General features: G+C 64.8%; 15 protein-coding genes. 7 read left to right on the top strand and 8 right to left on the bottom strand.

Annotated features, from left to right (window positions below):
* Nucleotides 1–11 precede the first annotated feature (11 nt).
* The gene (gene sufB, locus ABC728_RS12845; protein ID WP_416618022.1) at nucleotides 12–1,493 is read right to left on the bottom strand and encodes a Fe-S cluster assembly protein SufB; all 1,482 of its coding nucleotides are present in this window, start codon (nucleotides 1,491–1,493) and stop codon (nucleotides 12–14) included.
* Between the two features lie 37 nt (nucleotides 1,494–1,530).
* Nucleotides 1,531–1,989: an SUF system Fe-S cluster assembly regulator gene (locus tag ABC728_RS12840; RefSeq protein ID WP_416618023.1), complete on the bottom strand. Its 459-nt coding sequence runs from the start codon at nucleotides 1,987–1,989 to the stop codon at nucleotides 1,531–1,533.
* 668 nt (nucleotides 1,990–2,657) lie between these two features.
* Here ABC728_RS12840 and ABC728_RS12835 point away from each other — a divergent pair.
* Nucleotides 2,658–3,050, top strand: a complete 393-nt coding sequence (locus ABC728_RS12835; protein ID WP_416618024.1) for a helix-turn-helix domain-containing protein — start codon at nucleotides 2,658–2,660, stop codon at nucleotides 3,048–3,050.
* A 54-nt stretch (nucleotides 3,051–3,104) separates the two neighbouring features.
* On the opposite strand, the gene ABC728_RS12830 is transcribed toward ABC728_RS12835, so the two are convergent.
* The 3 genes from ABC728_RS12830 to rho form a co-directional block, all read right to left on the bottom strand.
* Nucleotides 3,105–4,904 (bottom strand): M3 family oligoendopeptidase, encoded by a 1,800-nt coding sequence (locus ABC728_RS12830; protein ID WP_416618025.1) that lies wholly within the window; start codon nucleotides 4,902–4,904, stop codon nucleotides 3,105–3,107.
* A gap of 62 nt (nucleotides 4,905–4,966) precedes the next feature.
* Nucleotides 4,967–5,176: a hypothetical protein gene (locus ABC728_RS12825; RefSeq protein WP_416618026.1), complete on the bottom strand. Its 210-nt coding sequence runs from the start codon at nucleotides 5,174–5,176 to the stop codon at nucleotides 4,967–4,969.
* Between the two features lie 289 nt (nucleotides 5,177–5,465).
* A complete protein-coding gene (gene rho / locus ABC728_RS12820; RefSeq protein ID WP_416618027.1) occupies nucleotides 5,466–6,734 on the bottom strand; it encodes a transcription termination factor Rho in 1,269 nt (422 codons plus the stop codon).
* Between the two features lie 534 nt (nucleotides 6,735–7,268).
* Between rho and ABC728_RS12815 the strand changes: the two genes are divergently transcribed.
* The 3 genes from ABC728_RS12815 (at nucleotide 7,269) to ABC728_RS12805 (ending at nucleotide 8,990) form a co-directional block, all read left to right on the top strand.
* On the top strand, nucleotides 7,269–7,913 hold the full coding sequence (locus ABC728_RS12815) for a response regulator (RefSeq protein ID WP_416618028.1): 645 nt from the start codon (nucleotides 7,269–7,271) through the stop codon (nucleotides 7,911–7,913).
* Nucleotides 7,903–8,436, top strand: a complete 534-nt coding sequence (locus ABC728_RS12810; protein ID WP_416618030.1) for a hypothetical protein — start codon at nucleotides 7,903–7,905, stop codon at nucleotides 8,434–8,436. The genes ABC728_RS12815 and ABC728_RS12810 overlap by 11 nt, the downstream gene beginning before the upstream one ends.
* Before the next feature lie 227 nt (nucleotides 8,437–8,663).
* Nucleotides 8,664–8,990 (top strand): hypothetical protein, encoded by a 327-nt coding sequence (locus tag ABC728_RS12805; RefSeq protein ID WP_416618031.1) that lies wholly within the window; start codon nucleotides 8,664–8,666, stop codon nucleotides 8,988–8,990.
* A gap of 15 nt (nucleotides 8,991–9,005) precedes the next feature.
* Here ABC728_RS12805 and ABC728_RS12800 read toward each other — a convergent pair whose 3' ends face one another.
* Nucleotides 9,006–9,809, bottom strand: coding sequence for a polyphosphate kinase 2 family protein (locus ABC728_RS12800; RefSeq protein ID WP_416618032.1), 804 nt, complete (start codon nucleotides 9,807–9,809; stop codon nucleotides 9,006–9,008).
* A 198-nt stretch (nucleotides 9,810–10,007) separates the two neighbouring features.
* Between ABC728_RS12800 and ABC728_RS12795 the strand changes: the two genes are divergently transcribed.
* Nucleotides 10,008–12,191 carry a M3 family metallopeptidase gene (locus ABC728_RS12795; protein WP_416618033.1) on the top strand — a complete coding sequence of 728 codons (2,184 nt, stop codon included), beginning with the start codon at nucleotides 10,008–10,010 and terminating at the stop codon, nucleotides 12,189–12,191.
* Nucleotides 12,192–12,349: 158 nt separating this feature from the next.
* Here ABC728_RS12795 and ABC728_RS12790 read toward each other — a convergent pair whose 3' ends face one another.
* Both ABC728_RS12790 and ABC728_RS12785 read right to left on the bottom strand, forming a co-directional pair.
* The gene (locus tag ABC728_RS12790; protein WP_416618034.1) at nucleotides 12,350–13,069 is read right to left on the bottom strand and encodes a hypothetical protein; all 720 of its coding nucleotides are present in this window, start codon (nucleotides 13,067–13,069) and stop codon (nucleotides 12,350–12,352) included.
* Nucleotides 13,070–13,176: 107 nt separating this feature from the next.
* The gene (locus ABC728_RS12785; protein WP_416618035.1) at nucleotides 13,177–13,845 is read right to left on the bottom strand and encodes a glutathione S-transferase family protein; all 669 of its coding nucleotides are present in this window, start codon (nucleotides 13,843–13,845) and stop codon (nucleotides 13,177–13,179) included.
* Between the two features lie 531 nt (nucleotides 13,846–14,376).
* Between ABC728_RS12785 and ABC728_RS12780 the strand changes: the two genes are divergently transcribed.
* Nucleotides 14,377–14,832 (top strand): GNAT family N-acetyltransferase, encoded by a 456-nt coding sequence (locus ABC728_RS12780; RefSeq protein ID WP_416618036.1) that lies wholly within the window; start codon nucleotides 14,377–14,379, stop codon nucleotides 14,830–14,832.
* Nucleotides 14,829–16,439, top strand: a complete 1,611-nt coding sequence (locus ABC728_RS12775; protein ID WP_416618037.1) for an ABC transporter substrate-binding protein — start codon at nucleotides 14,829–14,831, stop codon at nucleotides 16,437–16,439. The genes ABC728_RS12780 and ABC728_RS12775 overlap by 4 nt, the downstream gene beginning before the upstream one ends.
* The last annotated feature ends 115 nt before the right edge of the window (nucleotides 16,440–16,554 follow it).

The raw sequence follows: 16,554 nt of genomic DNA, 5'->3' as shown, positions 1-16,554 counted from the left end.
GGGGGCGTTCATCACCCCACGCTTCCCTCCAGGCTGATCGCCACCAGCTTCTGGGCTTCCACCGCGAATTCCATGGGCAGTTCCTTCAGCACTTCCTTGCAGAAGCCGTTCACGATCAGGCCGACCGCATCCTCTTCCCCCAGGCCGCGCTGGCGGCAGTAGAAAAGCTGGTCTTCGCTGATCTTGGCCGTCGTCGCCTCATGCTCCACCCGCGCCGTGCGGTTGCGGCTTTCGATGTAGGGCACGGTGTGCGCCCCGCACTTGTCACCGATCAGCAGGCTGTCGCACTGGGTGAAGTTGCGGGCGTTTTCGGCCCGGGGCAGGATGCGGACAAGGCCGCGATAGGTGTTCTGGGCGCGGCCGGCGGAGATGCCCTTGGAGATGATGGTCGATCGGGTGTTCTTCCCGATATGGATCATCTTCGTGCCGGTATCGGCCTGCTGCATGTTGTTTGTGATGGCGACGGAATAGAACTCGCCCACCGAATTGTCGCCCTGCAGGATGCAGCTCGGGTATTTCCAGGTGATGGCCGACCCGGTTTCCACCTGCGTCCAGCTCACCTTGCTGTTCCGGCCGCGGCAGGCGGCCCGCTTGGTCACGAAATTATAGATGCCGCCCTTGCCGTTCTCATCGCCCGGATACCAGTTCTGGACGGTCGAGTATTTGATGGTGGCGTCATCCAGCGCCACCAGTTCCACCACGGCGGCATGCAACTGGTTCTCGTCGCGCTGCGGGGCGGTGCAGCCCTCCAGATAGGAGACGTAGGACCCTTCATCGGCGATGATCAGGGTGCGCTCGAACTGGCCGGTATTCTTCGCATTGATGCGGAAATACGTGGACAGTTCCATCGGGCAGCGCACGCCCTTGGGGATATAGACGAAGCTGCCATCGGTAAAGACGGCACAGTTCAGGGTCGCGAAGTAATTGTCGGAATAGGGCACGACGGTGCCCAGATACTGGCGCACCAGATCGGGATGGGTCTTCACCGCCTCGCTGATGGAACAGAAGACGATGCCCTTCTCCTCCAGCTTCTTCTTGAAGGTGGTGGCCACCGACACGCTGTCGAACACGGCGTCGACCGCGATGGACGGGCTGTCGCCAGCACCCTCCACGCCGGCCAGGATGGCCTGTTCCTTCAGCGGGATGCCCAGCTTCTCATAGGTCTTCAGCAGTTCCGGATCGACCTCGTCCAGCGACTTCGGGCCGGCCGTCGTCTTGGGTGCGGAATAGTAATAGCTGTCCTGATAGTCGATCGGCGGGTAATGCAGCTTGGCCCAGTCCGGCTCTTCCATGGTCAGCCAGTGGCGATAGGCCTTCAGCCGCCATTCCAGCAGCCATTCCGGCTCCCCCTTCTTGGCGGAGATGAAGCGGACGATATCCTCCGACAGGCCCTTGGGCGCCGTTTCGGATTCGATGTCGGTGAAGAAGCCGTACTTGTACTTCCCCTCCGCCAGGCTCTTGACCTGTTCGATCGTCTGTTCAGTGGCGGCCATGTCCGTCGCTCCCTATCAACCTTCAACCCGACGCCGTTCAACCGGCCAGCGCCGCGCGGCGGGCCGGCGGCGGCTGGTCGAAATCGAACAGGTTGGGCGTGGCCATGTCGGCCAGCGTCACATCCTCCAGCGCCCGGCGCACGGCGCCGTTCACCTTTTCCCAATGGCCCTTGCGCGAGCACAGGCTCTGCACACCGCATGACCCGCTGCCGCCATCCACGCAATCGGTCAGGGCGATGGGCCCCTCGATCGCTTCGATGATATGCACGACATTGATGCGGTCGGGCGTGCGCGACAGGCTGTAGCCACCCATCGCGCCGCGGTGCGATTGCAGCAGGTCGCCACGGGCCAGCAGCTTCAACAGCTTCTGCACCGTCGGCATGGGCAGGCCCGTGCGGTCGGCCAGCGAATTCGCCGTGTGCAGCGCGCCGTCGGCATGCGCCAGCGTGGTCAGGACGACCACGGCATAATCCGTCATCTTGCTGAGCCGCAGCATGGGCTTTTGCGAACCTTTCTCAATACAGGACCAATCTGGTCCCGATTAAGTGATCCGACCGGGCACGATAGTCAAGCGCCGGCCCACCCCCCCTGCGACACGGGAGACATGCAGTAGCGTGGAAGCCATGGGCCTGCCAAGCAAAGATTGGAGAGGAAATCCGGCTTCAATGCTGGCTTCCCGCAGCCATGACCTGAGCGGGCAGCTTTCGCCCTGCACCATTCGGCATTGGACGTTGATCGGGTGGCGGGATGGGTGCAGGCTTAATTCACTGGCGGGGCAATCGGGACCAATCCCCGCCATGACCGACCTGCCCCGATGACGGGTGGCCGGACAATCGGCCGGATCATTCGCGGCAAAGCCCCCGCCTCCGCGCGGTTTAAACATGGCTTGTGCCCATCCGGCTGAGGCCGAGAGGCTATCGAAGAAACGGCGGGTCTGTCCGTGACAAGCGGATGGCCCGCCGTCTTTCGTTTCGGCCCCCCCCTGTGCCGACCGGTATCGGCCCCGTGGGCCCATCCGGTGGGCATACCCCTGCTGGACGATATCCTGATGCAAATGGATTGGTGGGACGTTTGTCCCAGGCTCGCCATTTTTCAGCCGCCCATGTGCCATCCCCGCTGCGTTCCCTGTTTATCAACTGCGACGTAACAGCGGAGCTTATTCCCATGTTGACTGGCAGCACACTCATGGCCGCCCCCCACGCCAATGGTATGGCGGCACCCGCGCAGCATATGGTGCGGGGTGACCTGGATTTGCGGCTGGATACCGGCCGTGTGCAATGGCGGGGGCGGCCTGTGCCCCTGACCATGACGGAATGCAAGATGGTGCGCCTGATGGCGCAGCGGCCCGGTACGGGCGTCACCTATCGCGACCTGTACGATCTGGTCCACGGGCCGGGCTTCATGGCGGGCAAGGGGGCGTCAGGTTACCGTGCCAACGTGCGGGCCTTCATCAAGCGTATCCGCAAGAAGTTTCGGGACATTGATGATGGGTTCGATGCCATCATCAATGATCCCGGCACGGGCTATAGCTGGGCCAAGCAGGGGGAGGCCGAATAGGCTTCCCCCCACCGGCGGGCATCGCCCCCGGTCAGCGCCACCTGCCAGGCCGGATCACAGCCCTTCCAGTTCCGTGATGAAGCTGTCCAGAAGGCCCAGTCCCTTGTTCCAGAAGGACGGGTCCTTCAGGTTCAATCCGAACGGGGCCAGCAGATCGCCATGATGCAGGGTGCCGGCCGCGGACAGCATTTCCATATATTTGGCGGCAAACGCTTCTCCCTGGCCCTGGACCGCGGCTTCCTGATAGGCGGCGTACAGGCTGTTCACCAGGCAATCGCCGAAGGCATAGGCATAGACATAGAAGGGTGAATGGACGAAATGCCCGATATAGGCCCAATAGGGCCGATAACTGTCCTCGAACTGGAAGGCGGGGCCCAGGCTTTCGGTCTGCACCTGCATCCAGATGTCGGCGATCCGCTCGGCTGACAGTTCGCCTTCCCGCCGCTCGGTATGCAGGGTCCGTTCGAACTGGTAGAATGCGATCTGCCGGATCACCGTGTTGATCATATCCTCCACCTTGCCGGCCAGCAGCGCCTTGCGCTTGGCCTTGTCGGTGGTGGCGTCCAGCAGGCTGCGGAAGGTCAGCATTTCCCCGAAGACGGACGCGGTTTCGGCCAGCGTCAGCGGGGTGGATGCCTGGAGATGGCCCTGGGCCCGGCACAGATACTGATGCACGCCATGGCCCAGCTCATGCGCCAGGGTCATCACGTCGCGCGTGCGGCCCATATAGTTCAGCAGCAGATAGGGATGGGCCGAGGGCACCACCGGATGCGCAAAGGCACCGGGGTTCTTGCCCGGGCGCGGCGGGACATCGATCCAGGGATTGTCGAAGAATTTCTGCCCGATCTCGGCCATGGCCGGGCTGAAGCGGGCATAGGCGCCGCGCACGATCTCCTTGGCATCCGACCATGGTATCTTGCGGTCGTCATCGCCGGGCAGCGGGGCGTTGCGGTCCCAGTAATCCAGCTTGTCCTGTTTGAACCATTTGGCCTTCAGGCTGTAATAGCGGTGGGACAGGCGCGGATAGGCAAGGCGGACCGATGACAGCAGCGCGTCCACCACCTCGTCCTCCACCTGATTGGCCAGGTTGCGGGCCGACCAGGGATAGGGGTAGTGGCGCCAGCGATCCTCGATCTCCTTGTCCTTGATCAGGGTGTTCATGATGTGGGCGAAGGTGCGCTGGTTCTTTGCCAGCACGTCGCCCAGCGCGAGCGCTGCATCCTTGCGCAGCGAGGCATCGGTGGATGACAGCAGGTTCAGCGCCTGGGCGGAGGTCAGGTTCTCCCCCCGCACATTGAAGCGCAGGTCGGCCAGATGCTCGTCGAACAGGCGGGTCCAGGCGGCGCGGCCGGCCACATGCTTTTCATGGAGCAGCCGTTCGGCCTCGTCGGAAAGCTGGTGCGGCCGGAACAGACGGGTGTCGCGCAGGAAGGGCATATAGGCGGCCAGCGCCCTGTCCTTCAACTTGGCTTGTATATCCTTGTCCTCCAGCCGGTTGATCTCCAGCGTGAAGAACAGCAGGTGGACGGAGATGGCGGTCACCCGCTCGCTCATGCCCTGATAGAAGCGGCCGATGGCCGGATCGGCCATGTTGCCGGCATAGAGCAGGCCGGCATAGCTCATCACCTTGGAAAGGACCTCGTCCAGCCGTTCATAGTCGGCGATGGCCCGGGCCATTTCGGCCCCTGTCAGGCCGGGCAGCTTGCCCTGGTAGCGGCGGGAGAAGGCGACGGCGTCGGCTTCCGCCTGGTCCAGGTCGGTCTTCAATGCGGGACTGTTGGGTCCGGCATACAGGTCGGACAGGTCCCAGGTGGGCAATTCACCCAGTTCGGCTTGGTTCAGGCTGTCGGGCATTCGCCCCCTCCGGCAAAAAAGGACTGCCGGTTGCATATGGCACGGCGGGAACGTCAGTTCAATCAGGCGGCCGTCGTCACGAAGGCGGGCCGGCCGCAATCGTTGCTGGCCATGCGCCCGGCCGTCACGCGCATCAGCCGATGCACATCGTCGGCGGCGACGCCGTCACGGTCCATCAGCAGCCGCGCGATGGGATCGGCCAGCAGATCATTCAGGCTTGCTTCCCCAAGAAGATCGGGGTTCAGCGGCAAGGTCGTATCGAAAATATCCATTTGTGTCCTCCTGTCCGGGCCCTGCGGCCAGCGTCAGCGGTTCCACGAGGCAACGGGATGATCATGCGCTTGTTCCATGACAATACAATGCTCTCATGACCGATTTGACGGACCCTATACCTTTGCGTGGCCGGGTGCCGTGATGCAGGTCACGCGGTCTATGAAATGCCTATGAAAAAAGGCCGCGGCGGATATCCGCCGCGGCCTTCCATCGGGGGAACCGGTGATCGCGGGGGGCGGGGCACACCCCTCACCCCGGCTGGTGACGGCATGAGGGGGGCGGCTCCGGTCACTGGTTCATGCTGTCGAAGAAATCGTTGTTGGTCTTGGACTGTTTCAGCTTGTCGACAAGGAATTCGACGGCGTCCTGCGGACCCATCGGGTTCAGGATGCGGCGCAGGATCCACATCTTGGCCAGCGCCCCGCGATCGACCAGCAGATCCTCCTTGCGGGTGCCGGACTTCTGGATGTCCAGCGACGGGAAGATGCGCTTGTCGGACAGCTTGCGGTCCAGGACGATTTCGCTGTTGCCCGTGCCCTTGAACTCTTCGAAGATCACCTCGTCCATGCGGCTGCCGGTATCGATCAGCGCGGTGGCGATGATGGTCAGCGACCCACCTTCCTCGATATTGCGGGCGGCACCAAAGAAGCGCTTGGGGCGCTGCAGGGCGTTGGCATCGACACCACCCGTCAGCACCTTGCCCGACGAGGGGACGACGGTGTTGTAGGCGCGGCCCAGGCGGGTGATGCTGTCCAGCAGGATGACCACGTCACGCTTATGCTCCACCAGGCGCTTGGCCTTTTCCAGCACCATCTCCGTCACCTGCACGTGGCGGGTGGCCGGCTCGTCGAAGGTGGAGGATACGACCTCGCCCCGGACCGAGCGGGCCATGTCGGTTACTTCTTCCGGACGCTCATCGATCAGCAGGACGATCAGATAGACTTCCGGATGGTTGGTGGCGATGGAATGGGCGATGTTCTGCAGCATCACCGTCTTGCCGGTGCGCGGCGGCGCCACGATCAGGGCGCGCTGTCCCTTGCCCAGGGGAGCGACAAGGTCGATGACGCGGGTCGTCATGTCCTTGCGGCCCTTGCCGGAATTATCGACCTCGACCTCCAGCTTCAGCCGCTCGTCCGGGTAGAGCGGGGTCAGGTTGTCGAAGTTGATGCGGTGGCGCACCTTGTCCGGGTGGTCGAAATTGATGGAATTGACCTTCAGCAGGGCGAAGTACCGCTCCCCGTCCTTGGGCGCCCGGATCTGGCCTTCCACCGTATCCCCGGTGCGCAGGCCGAAGCGCTTGACCTGCGAAGGCGAGATATAGATGTCGTCGGGGCCCGGCAGATAGTTGGCTTCCGGGCTGCGCAGGAAGCCGAACCCATCGGGCAGCACCTCCAGCACCCCTTCGCCATAGATCGGCACATCATTGTCGGCAAGCTGCTTCAGAATGGCGAACATCATGTCCTGCTTGCGCAGCGTGCCGGCATTCTCGATCTGCAGCTCCTCGGCGAAGGCGAGCAGCTCTGCGGGGGTCTTGGCCTTGAGTTCCTGGAGATTCATCGGATCTGGCTTCGGTCGGCCGGAAGGCCGGTTGCGGGGAGGGGGAAACGGGGGATACCCGTGGGATGTGTCCCATGGCGTGCAGCCGGATCGGGCATGCATCCGGATTGCGGCAGGATCACGGCCCTGGAGGCCGCTTGGAGAATCGCTCTGGTAGCCGGTGGCACAGGGTCTGCACGAACTTGCAAGGAGGGGATCAAGAAGGGGATGGGGAGGTGTGAGCATGCCGGACAGGCATACCCAGGTGACAGCCGCGTCGAATGGCCATCCAAGATGGACTGCCGTCCGGCGATTCGCCCTGACACCTGCCCGGTGCCCGGACCCTGCAGGCGCGTTGGGGCGCCCCGTATCCGGCCTTAACCTTCTACCGTGGTCATCGATAGCCCAGCAGCCTGTGCAAGTCAAAGCAAAAGAGTGGGTAAGCCCTGTTCCACCCTGTCGCAGCCGGATCACCACCTGTTCCCGCCGGATAAGTGCGCCTCATGGCAACGGGAGACTATGCGCAATCGCCTGTTGCTGTAATATAGCGTTTAAATGGCTTACTTTTTGGGCAACAAGACCATGCGCCTGCTGATCGCCGACGACCACGATCTCTTACGCGACGCCCTGCGTTCCCATTTCGAACGGGAAGCGCCGGGCACTTTTGTCCAGGGGGTGGGCACGGTCAGCGAAGCGCTGAAGGTGCTGGATGACGGGCAGCCGTTCGATATCCTGCTGCTGGACCTGCGGATGCCGGGGATGAACGGCCTGAACGGTCTGGTCCGACTGCGGGAGCGCTATCCGTCCCTGAAGATCGCCCTGATGTCGGGCGAGGCCAAGAACGAGGATATCCGCCTGGCCATGGCCCATGGCGCCATCGGCTTCCTGCCCAAGACGCTGCCCGGTTCGGTGCTTCTGCAGGCCGTGCAGCGCATGGCGGGCGGCGAGGTGTTCATGCCGGACAATCTGCCGGAAAGCGCCATGGCCGACAGCAACGCGCTGAACAGTACCTTCACCCGACGCGAGCGGGAGGTGCTGGACTTCCTGCTGAAGGGCCAGTCCAACAAGGAGATCGCCCGCGCGCTGGACCTGGAAGAGGTGACCGTCAAGCTGCATATCCGTGGCCTTTGCCGCAAGCTGGGTGCCAAGAACCGCACCCAGGCCGCCATGCGCGCCGTGGAGCTTGGCCTTGCCCGCTGACGACCGCGCCCCCGCTGCACCGGCCGTATCCCCGCCGCTGGATGCCAACGGTCTGCCGCGCGGGCTGCGCCATGATCTGGTCAATGCGCTGAACGCCCTGCTGGGCTTCGCCACCTTCCTGGAAGCCGACCTGCCGGAAGGCCCGTCGCGCGAATTCGCCACCCGCATCCTGCAGGCCGGCCGTCAGGCCATGACCCTGGCCGAGCGCATTCCGTCCAGCAGCCGGGCGGCGGCGGTGCGGGTGCTGATGGTATCGACCGCCGCCGATGCCGATCCGCTGGTGCTGGAACTGGACGGCTATGGCTGCGAGGTGACGCTGGTGACCAGCGTTGCCAAGGCTGCCCAGGCCTTGCGGCAGGCGCCGAACGCCTGGGACGTGGTGCTGGCCGACCTGCCGGGTCCGGCCGACGCCGCGACCCTGCGCGCGGCGGCTGGCCGGATGGAGATCATCCCCCGGACGGCGGAGGCCACGGCCGCCGGTCTGGCCCTTGTCCTGCGTGCCGCAGGGACGGCGCCTGCCTGAGCGCGATGCTGCGGCATCCCCTCATCGTTCCCGATTGATCCCCCCCCGATGGGCACTCCTATGTGCGGCCCCCGGTGTCCGATGCGCCGGTGGCGCTGGCCTGTTCCTTCGCTGATCGGTTGTAAAGCTTCCGCGACCTAGCCTTTTGTACCCCTGTCGGTCAGGGTTGTTTCGTGCGAGTCTCAGGTGCTCGGCCTTTTGGCCGCATGCAACCAGGCTGGTTTCTCATGCCCTGTCGTCGATCCGCCCCCGCCCTGCTGCTGTTCGCCTTTTCGCTGGCGGCAACGCCTGTGCTGGCCGGGCCCTGCACGCTTCCGAAGATCGATGGCGGCATTGCCATCGGCGAGGCCGACCGGATCGACAAGGACCGTGACGCCCTGCTTTCCTATGAGGCCTGCCTGGCGGAGCAGGAGGAGCTGGAAGGCGCCTTCAACAGCGATGCGGCGGACCGCACCGCCTTGCAGCGCGAGGCGGCGGCCAACCTGCGCCGCACCCTGGATGCCTGGCAGAAGACGCGCCGTGCCGCCGACGCCACCCCCCAGAAACGGTCCTGAGCGCGGGGTGAGGCGTCACTTCCGCAACAGCTTTTCCGCCGCCGCCTTCACGGCCGGGTCCAGCGGAGGCGGAGTGATGTCGATGCCTTGTGACAACACCTCCACCACATGCCGCAGCACGGCCACCCTGGCATACCATTTGGCATCGGCGGGGATGGCCACCCAGGGGGCGATGCCCGTGCTGGTATGGGTGAACATGTCATCGATGGCCTGTTCATAGTCGGCCCGCCGGTCGCGGTTGCGCAAATCCTCCGCCGTCAGCTTCCAGCGCTTGTAGGGATTGCCGAGCCGTTCCCTGAACCGTTCAAGCTGCTCGGCCTCGCTGACATGCAGGAACAGCTTGACGATCCGCACCCCGTCATCGCTCAGCAGCCGCTCGAACTCGTTGATCTCGTCATAGGCGCGGCGCCATTCATGGGGCTTGGCAAAGCCTTCGACCCGCTCCACCAGGACGCGCCCGTACCAGGAGCGGTCGAAGATGGCGAAGGTTCCCGGTTCGGGCAGGCGCTGCCAGAAGCGCCATAGGTAATGCCGGCCCTGTTCGGCCGCCGTGGGGGCCGCGATGGGCCAGACATGCGCGCCGCGCGGGTCCAGGTTCTCGGTCAGGCGGCGGATGGCGCCCCCCTTGCCCGCGGCGTCCCACCCCTCGAACACGATGATGGCCCGCCGCTTGGCATGCCAGTAGGCCTGCTGCACATGCAGGATTTTCTCCTGCAACGCCGCCAGTTCCTTCTGATAGGCGGCTTTCTCGGCGAAGCGGTGCCCCTTCATGTCCAGGTCGGCCAGGCGGGGAACAGAATGGGCGTTGTCGTGCATCATGACTCCGGCAGGGTGGGGCGGACGGTCCTTCGGGTCGGCTGGCAGCTTATACCAGAGACCGGTGATCGGTTGCGATCACCGGGACTTATTAGCGACGGTGCGGATATTGTAACAGAACTGTTTCGCCCCTTGTCTTGGCACACGCCATATCGGACCCATGTAGTTTCGGACGAACCCTGGCAAAAATGGGGACATGTGGTGAAGACGGTGTTGAAGAACGGGGCCTCGGCCCTGATCCTGGCCATGGTGGGCGCTGTCGCCCCCATGACCGTGATGGCGGCGGACGCCCCGGTGCAGGTGGCGCAGGCGGAGACCAAGGTGACCAGCGAGAATCCCTTCTTCCAGGAATGGAAGACCCCGTTCGGCGTGCCGCCGTTCGACGCGATCAAGCCCGCGCATTTCCGGCCCGCCTTCGACAAGGGGATGGCCGACCATCTGGCCGAGATCAAGGCCATCACCGACAACCGGCAGGCCCCCACCTTCGCCAACACCATCGATGCTTTGGAAAAAAGCGGCCGGTTGCTGGGCGATGTGTCGCGGGTGTTCTTCAACCTGACCGCCTCCAACACGAATGACGAGCTGCAGGCGCTTCAGCGCGACATGGCGCCGCTGCTGGCCGACCACAGCAACGCCATCAACCTGAATGCGGCCCTGTTCAAGCGCATCGACACGCTGTACGCCCAGCGCGAGAAGCTGAAGGTCACCGCCGAACAGCGCCGGGTGCTGGAACGCTACCACCTGGATTTCGTGCGCGCGGGCGCCCAGTTGGAAGGCCAGGACCGCGAGCGGATGGCCGCCGTCCTGCAGCGCCTGGCCGTGCTGTCCACGCAGTTTTCCCAGAACGTCCTGGCCGACGAGAAGGAATACAAGCTGGTCCTGTCCAGCAAGGACGAACTGGTCGGCCTGCCCGACTTCTTCGTGGCTGCCGCGGCCCAGGCCGCCAAGGATCGCGGCGATGACGGCAAGTATGTCGTCACCCTGTCGCGCTCCTCGATCGAGCCGTTCCTGACCTTCTCCGCCAACCGGCCCCTGCGCGAGCAGGCGTGGAAGGCCTGGATCGCCCGCGGCGACAATGGCGACGAGCACGACAACAACGCCATCATCACGGAGATCGTGCAACTCCGTATCGAGCGCGCGAACCTGCTGGGCTACAAGACCTTCGCCGAATACAAGCTGGCCGACACGATGGCCAAGACCCCGCAGGCCGTCAGCGACCTGCTGCTGCAGGTCTGGGAACCGGCCAAGATTCGCGCCGCGGAGGAACGCGACGAGATGCAGAAGCTGGCCGCTGCGGAAGGCCAGAACATCACGATCGAGCCGTGGGACTGGTATTATTACGCGGAGAAGGTCCGCAAGGCGAAGTACGACCTGGATGAGGAGCAGATCAAGCCCTACTTCCAGCTCGACAAGATGATGGAGGCCGTCTTCTACACGGCCACCCAGCTGTTCGGCGTCACCTTCACCGAGATGAAGGACGCGCCGCGTTACCATCCCGATGTCCGGGTGTACGAGGTCAAGGACCGCAAGGGCCAGCATGTCGCCGTGTTCTACAGCGACAATTTCGCCCGCCCGTCCAAGCGCAGCGGCGCCTGGATGTCGTCCTTCCGCGATCAGGAAAGGCTGTCGGGCACCGTCACGCCCGTGGTGATCAACAACAACAACTTTGCCAAGGCGGCGGAAGGGGAGCCGACGCTGCTGTCCTTCGACGATGCGACGACCCTGTTCCATGAATTCGGCCACGGCCTGCACGGCATGCTGTCGAATGTGACCTATCCGATGTTCTCCGGCACCTCGGTCCTGCGCGATTTCGTGGAGTTCCCGAGCCAGATCCTGGAACACTGGATTTCCCAGCCGGAGGTGCTGCAGCGCTTCGCCGTCCATTACAAGACGGGCGAGCCCATCCCGAAGGAGTTGCTGGACAAGATCCTGGCCACGCAGACCTTCAATCAGGGTTTCGCGACCGTGTCCTATACCTCCTCGGCGCTGGTTGACCTGGCCTATCACAGCCTGACCGATGCCAAGGGGCTGAACCCGGACACGTTCGAGCGGGAAACGCTGGACAAGCTGGGCATGCCGAAGGAAATCGTCATGCGCCACCGCAGCCCGCATTTCAGCCATATCTTCTCCGGCGACGGCTATTCGGCCGGCTATTACAGCTATATGTGGGCCGAGGTGCTGGACGCCGACGGCTTCAACGCCTTCAAGGAGGCGGGGAACATCTTCGATCCGAAGCTGGCCCAGAAGTTGTACGAGAACATCTACAGCGCCGGCGGTGCGGTGGATCCGATGGATGCCTATGTCGCGTTCCGCGGCCGCGCGCCGAAGGTCGATGCGCTGCTGGAGAATCGCGGCCTGCTGGGCGTCGGTTCGCGCGTGAACTGATACTATTTTACGGTGATCAGAACCAATTGGTTCTGATCACCGCTCTCAATCGCCGGGCCGAACCGGCGGGAATAGGCAAGGGCCGTGGGAGGTGATCCCGCGGCCCTTTTCCGTGCAAGGAGTCGGCCCGTTCCGGTGCCGGCCCGACGGGAATGATATCAGTTCGGCGGGGTGGCGAAGGCCGACAGCGTCACGCGGGCGCCAACCACCAGCTTGTCCTGCACGCCGGGCTGGGCGTCGGCCATGGGGGCCGCCGCGGCTTCCATCATCTGCTTGCGCGCGCCGGTGACCATGACGGCCCGCGGCACGGACTGTTCGAAGAAGTCGATGCCGGCCACGCGGTAATTGCGGCCGGGGAAGGCCGTGTTCAGCCGCTTCAATTCGCCATTGACCTGGGCATAGAGCCGGTCGCGCAGGGCCGCCCGCGTCGTTTCCGTTTCCGCCAGGGTCGGGTCGAAGGCCACGGAGCCGACGCGCACCTGCAGGCCGCTGCGGCTGGCCTTCTTGGTACGGTCATTGAGGGCCGGAAGCTGGCTCTCCGGCAGGCGTGCCTGCAGCAGGGCCTGCCAGCGGTCCAGCCCGGCGCTGTCATTCTGCTTGTCCATGGCGATGAAGCGCCACTCGGCCCGGTCGGCCACGCCGGCGACGGCCTTCAGGATGTCACCGCGCAGGTTGGTGCCCTCGCCGCTGCCGGCGACATCGACCACCAGGGTGACCAGGGCCGTCTCGGTCTTCACCCAATCTTCCACGGACAGGTTCAGCGACACGCTGTCGGTGACGGGCGGTACGATGGTCTGGGCCATGGCGGTCGCCGGCATCGCGGCCAGCGGCAGGGCGAGAAGGGCGGCGGCGGTAAGGGGACCCATGAGCCGGCGCATGATTTTTCTCCGTATTTCCGTGCTGGGCGCCCTCTTGGGCGGGGCACCCCTGGGACGTATCATGTCACAGCACGTTTGGCCGAATTGCGACCGAAATGCGGAAAGGATCAGAAATCGAGATCGGCGTAATGCTTGGGCGGCGCCAGGCCCGGCTGGTGATCGGCCAGCAGCGGGCGGAAGCTGGGCCGGCTTTTCACGCGCGCGTAGAAATCCTTGGCGTCGGGATGGTCGTCCCACGGCACGTCGCCCAGATAGTCGATGGACGAAAGCTGGGCCGCCGCCGCGATGTCGGCCCAGGAGAAATCGTCCCCCGCCAGCCATTTCCGCCGTTCGGCCAGCCAGCCGATATAGTCCAGGTGATAATGGATGTTGGCCAGGCCGGCGCGGATCGACTGGGCATGCGGCGTGCCCTGGCCGGAAAAGCGTTTGAACAGCTTCTCGCCTACCAGCAGGTCGGTGACCTCCGCCTTGAACTTCACGTCGAACCAGGCGGCCAGCCGCCGCACCTCTGCACGCTGCGGCACGTCGCGGCCCAGCAGGCTGTGCCCCGGATAGGCATCCTCAAGATATTCGCAGATGGCGATCTGATCGGCGATCACGGTGCCGTCATCCTCCACCAGCACCGGCACCTCTCCGGCGGGGTTCAGCATCATGAAGGCTTCCCGCCGTTCCCAGGGCTTTTCCGGGAGCAGGTCGAAATCCAGGCGCTTTTCCGCCAGTGCCACCCGCACCTTGCGGGAAAAGGGGGAAAGGGGGTGGTGAAAGAGAGTCCGCATCCGCTGTTCCGATCCCGCTGCCCATGGCCTTCCGTCACGCCCCGGACGGCCGGTCCACGGCCGTCAAAGCTGTGCCACAGGCGGCGGGTGTCTGACAAGGGTGACCGGACCGGACAAATCCTTTTCCCGCCGGGGGTTATGCCAACGTGCGATGAGTAGAATTCATCGCACGTTGGTGCGGCGGCGACTGCCGCCGCGCCGCTCGTGCGGCGCAGCCAAGCCAACGAATGTTGGCGCCTGCGAATGAGGGCGGTAACCAGAACCTAAAGGTTCTGGTTACCGCAAAATAGTATTATGCCCGCTCGCGGTGATTACAGCCCGCCGGGGACCGATAGGACGGCGAGGGCCGCCACGCGCCCTGCGGCGCGTGTCAGAGGCCATGGATGGGGGGCTGGCGATTGAGATTTTGTGATAATCATCCCCGCCGCCTTACGCCGCATGGACAGAAACCATGGGGAGTGCGATACCCGAAGCGGCGTCGGGGGACGCCGTTACGGTTTTGGGGGAGCATGGAATTTGACGGCGGGCGGAGTGACCGTGCGTGCGGTCGGGCCTGGGGATCGTGATGCATGGCGCATCCTCTGGGATGAATATTGCGCCTTCTACCGGGTGACGGTGCCGGCGGAGGTGACGCAGACCCTGTGGCACCGGCTGCTGGACCCGGGCTCGCCGGTAAGCGGACTGGTGGCGGTGGGGCCGGATGGCAGCCTGCTGGGCCTTTGCCATTACGTCCTGCATCCGCACACCTGGTCGGTCCGGCTGGTCTGCTATCTGGAGGATCTGTTCACGGCCGGGCCGTGCCGCGGGCGCGGCGTGGGCCGGGCATTGATCAGCCATCTGCGTGAAATGGGCGCGGCGGCCGGGTGGGGCCGGCTCTACTGGAATACCGAGCATGACAACCATCAGGCCCGGGCGCTCTATGACAAGGTGGCGGGTGGGGCTGACGGCTATGTCCGTTATCTGATCCCGTTGGCGCCCCGCGGATGAGGGGCCGGGCCGGCCGGCCGGCCGGTTTCCTCCCCTGGCTGGTCCTGCTGCTGATGCTGGCGGTGCCGGCGCCGATGGTGCGGGCAGAGGCGCCGGATGGGCCGGAACTGCGTATCGGGCTGGACAGTCTGGGGGTGACCTATGCCCCCTATGCGGTCAACAGCCTGTCGACCCGCACCCTGCTGTCCCACCTTTACGAAGGACTGGTGGCGCGACGGCCCGATCTGGGTCTGGTACCGTCCCTGGCGACGGGCTGGAGCCGGCGGCCCGATGGGGCGTGGCTGTTCGAGCTCAGGCCCGGTGTGCTGTTCCATCGTGGCGGGGTCCTGCGGGCCGGCGATGTCGTCTACAGCCTTTGCCGTATCCTGGCCACGCCGGGGTCGGTCCTGGCGACCACGGTGCGCCAGTTCGCCATGGTGGAGGCTGTGGGGGCCGACAAGGTGGCGATCCACCCCCTGGCACCCTTCGCCGATGTGCCGGGGCAGATGGTGGGCCTGTGGATCGTCCAGGCGCCCTCCGGCTGGGCGGGACGCTTCGACCCGGCCGGCTGTGCCGGGGTGGAGGGAACCCCGGGCCCGGTGCCGGACGGCCCGCCGGATGCCAACGGCACCGGGCCCTACCGGCTGGTGCAGTATCAGGCCGACACCCATCTGGTCATGGTGCGGTTTCCCGGCCATTGGCATGGGGTGCCCGCCTGGGGTCGGGTCGTGATGCTGCGGATCGGCGATGCCGGCCGCCGCGCCCGCGCGCTTGTCGTGGGCGAGGTCGACCTGATCGACATGGTTCCGGCCGAAAGCCTGGCCTATCTGCAGGGCCGTCCCAATCTGGAGATCGTGGCAGGCCCGATCTACCGCGTGTTCATGATCCAGATGAACCAGCGTTCCGCGGCCATGGATGTGCAGGGGCGCAATCCCCTGGCCGATGCCCGCGTTCGGCGCGCCATATCCCTGGCCATCGATCGCGGGACGCTGGCCCGGCGCACCATGGTGAACGGGGCGAAGCCCACGTCGCAACTGGTGCCGACCGGCATGGCGGGCCACCAGCCGGACCTTTCCGACGATCCCTATGATCCCGACGCCGCCCGGCGGTTGATGCGGGAGGCGGGATTCACCGACGGGTTCACGCTCAGCCTGGCGACGCTGGACCATGCTGCGCGGCTGGGCACGGCCGTGGCGCGCTATCTTCAGCAGATCGGCATTCGTGTCATCCTCCACACCCTGTCGGAGGCGGAGTTGATCAGCCGGGCGGCTGCCGGGGATTTCCAGCTTTTCATCGGGTCCGCCAACCTGTTCAGCGGCGATTTCACCACCCTGGTGCGCGACCTGCTGGCCAGCCCGGACGAAGCCGCCGGCCGGGGCGGCTATAATCGCGGGCAGTTCCGTGACGCGGAAATGGATGCGCTGGTCGCCCGGCTGATGACGCTGCCGCCCGATGATCCCCTGCTGCCCGCCTATCGCCGCCGCGTCGCGCTTCTGGCCCATGCGCAGACGGCCGTCGTGCCGCTGGCCCATGCCGGACGGCTTTGGGCCGTGCGGCATGGGCTGGCCTTTTCCGGGCGTATGGATGGAATGACACTGGCCATGGATGTGGCGCCGCCCCCGCCCTGATCCTTCAGGATGTTCATCTGTCATCCATTACATCCATGACGGGTGATGGGATTGGACAAGGATATGGTGGACAGGTATCGTTGGGGGGATTTAAGGGTTAACAATGGAGGAAGCG

It is taken from the genome of Niveispirillum fermenti (assembly GCF_052474395.1).
This window is presented reverse-complemented; position numbering and strand designations above follow the sequence as displayed.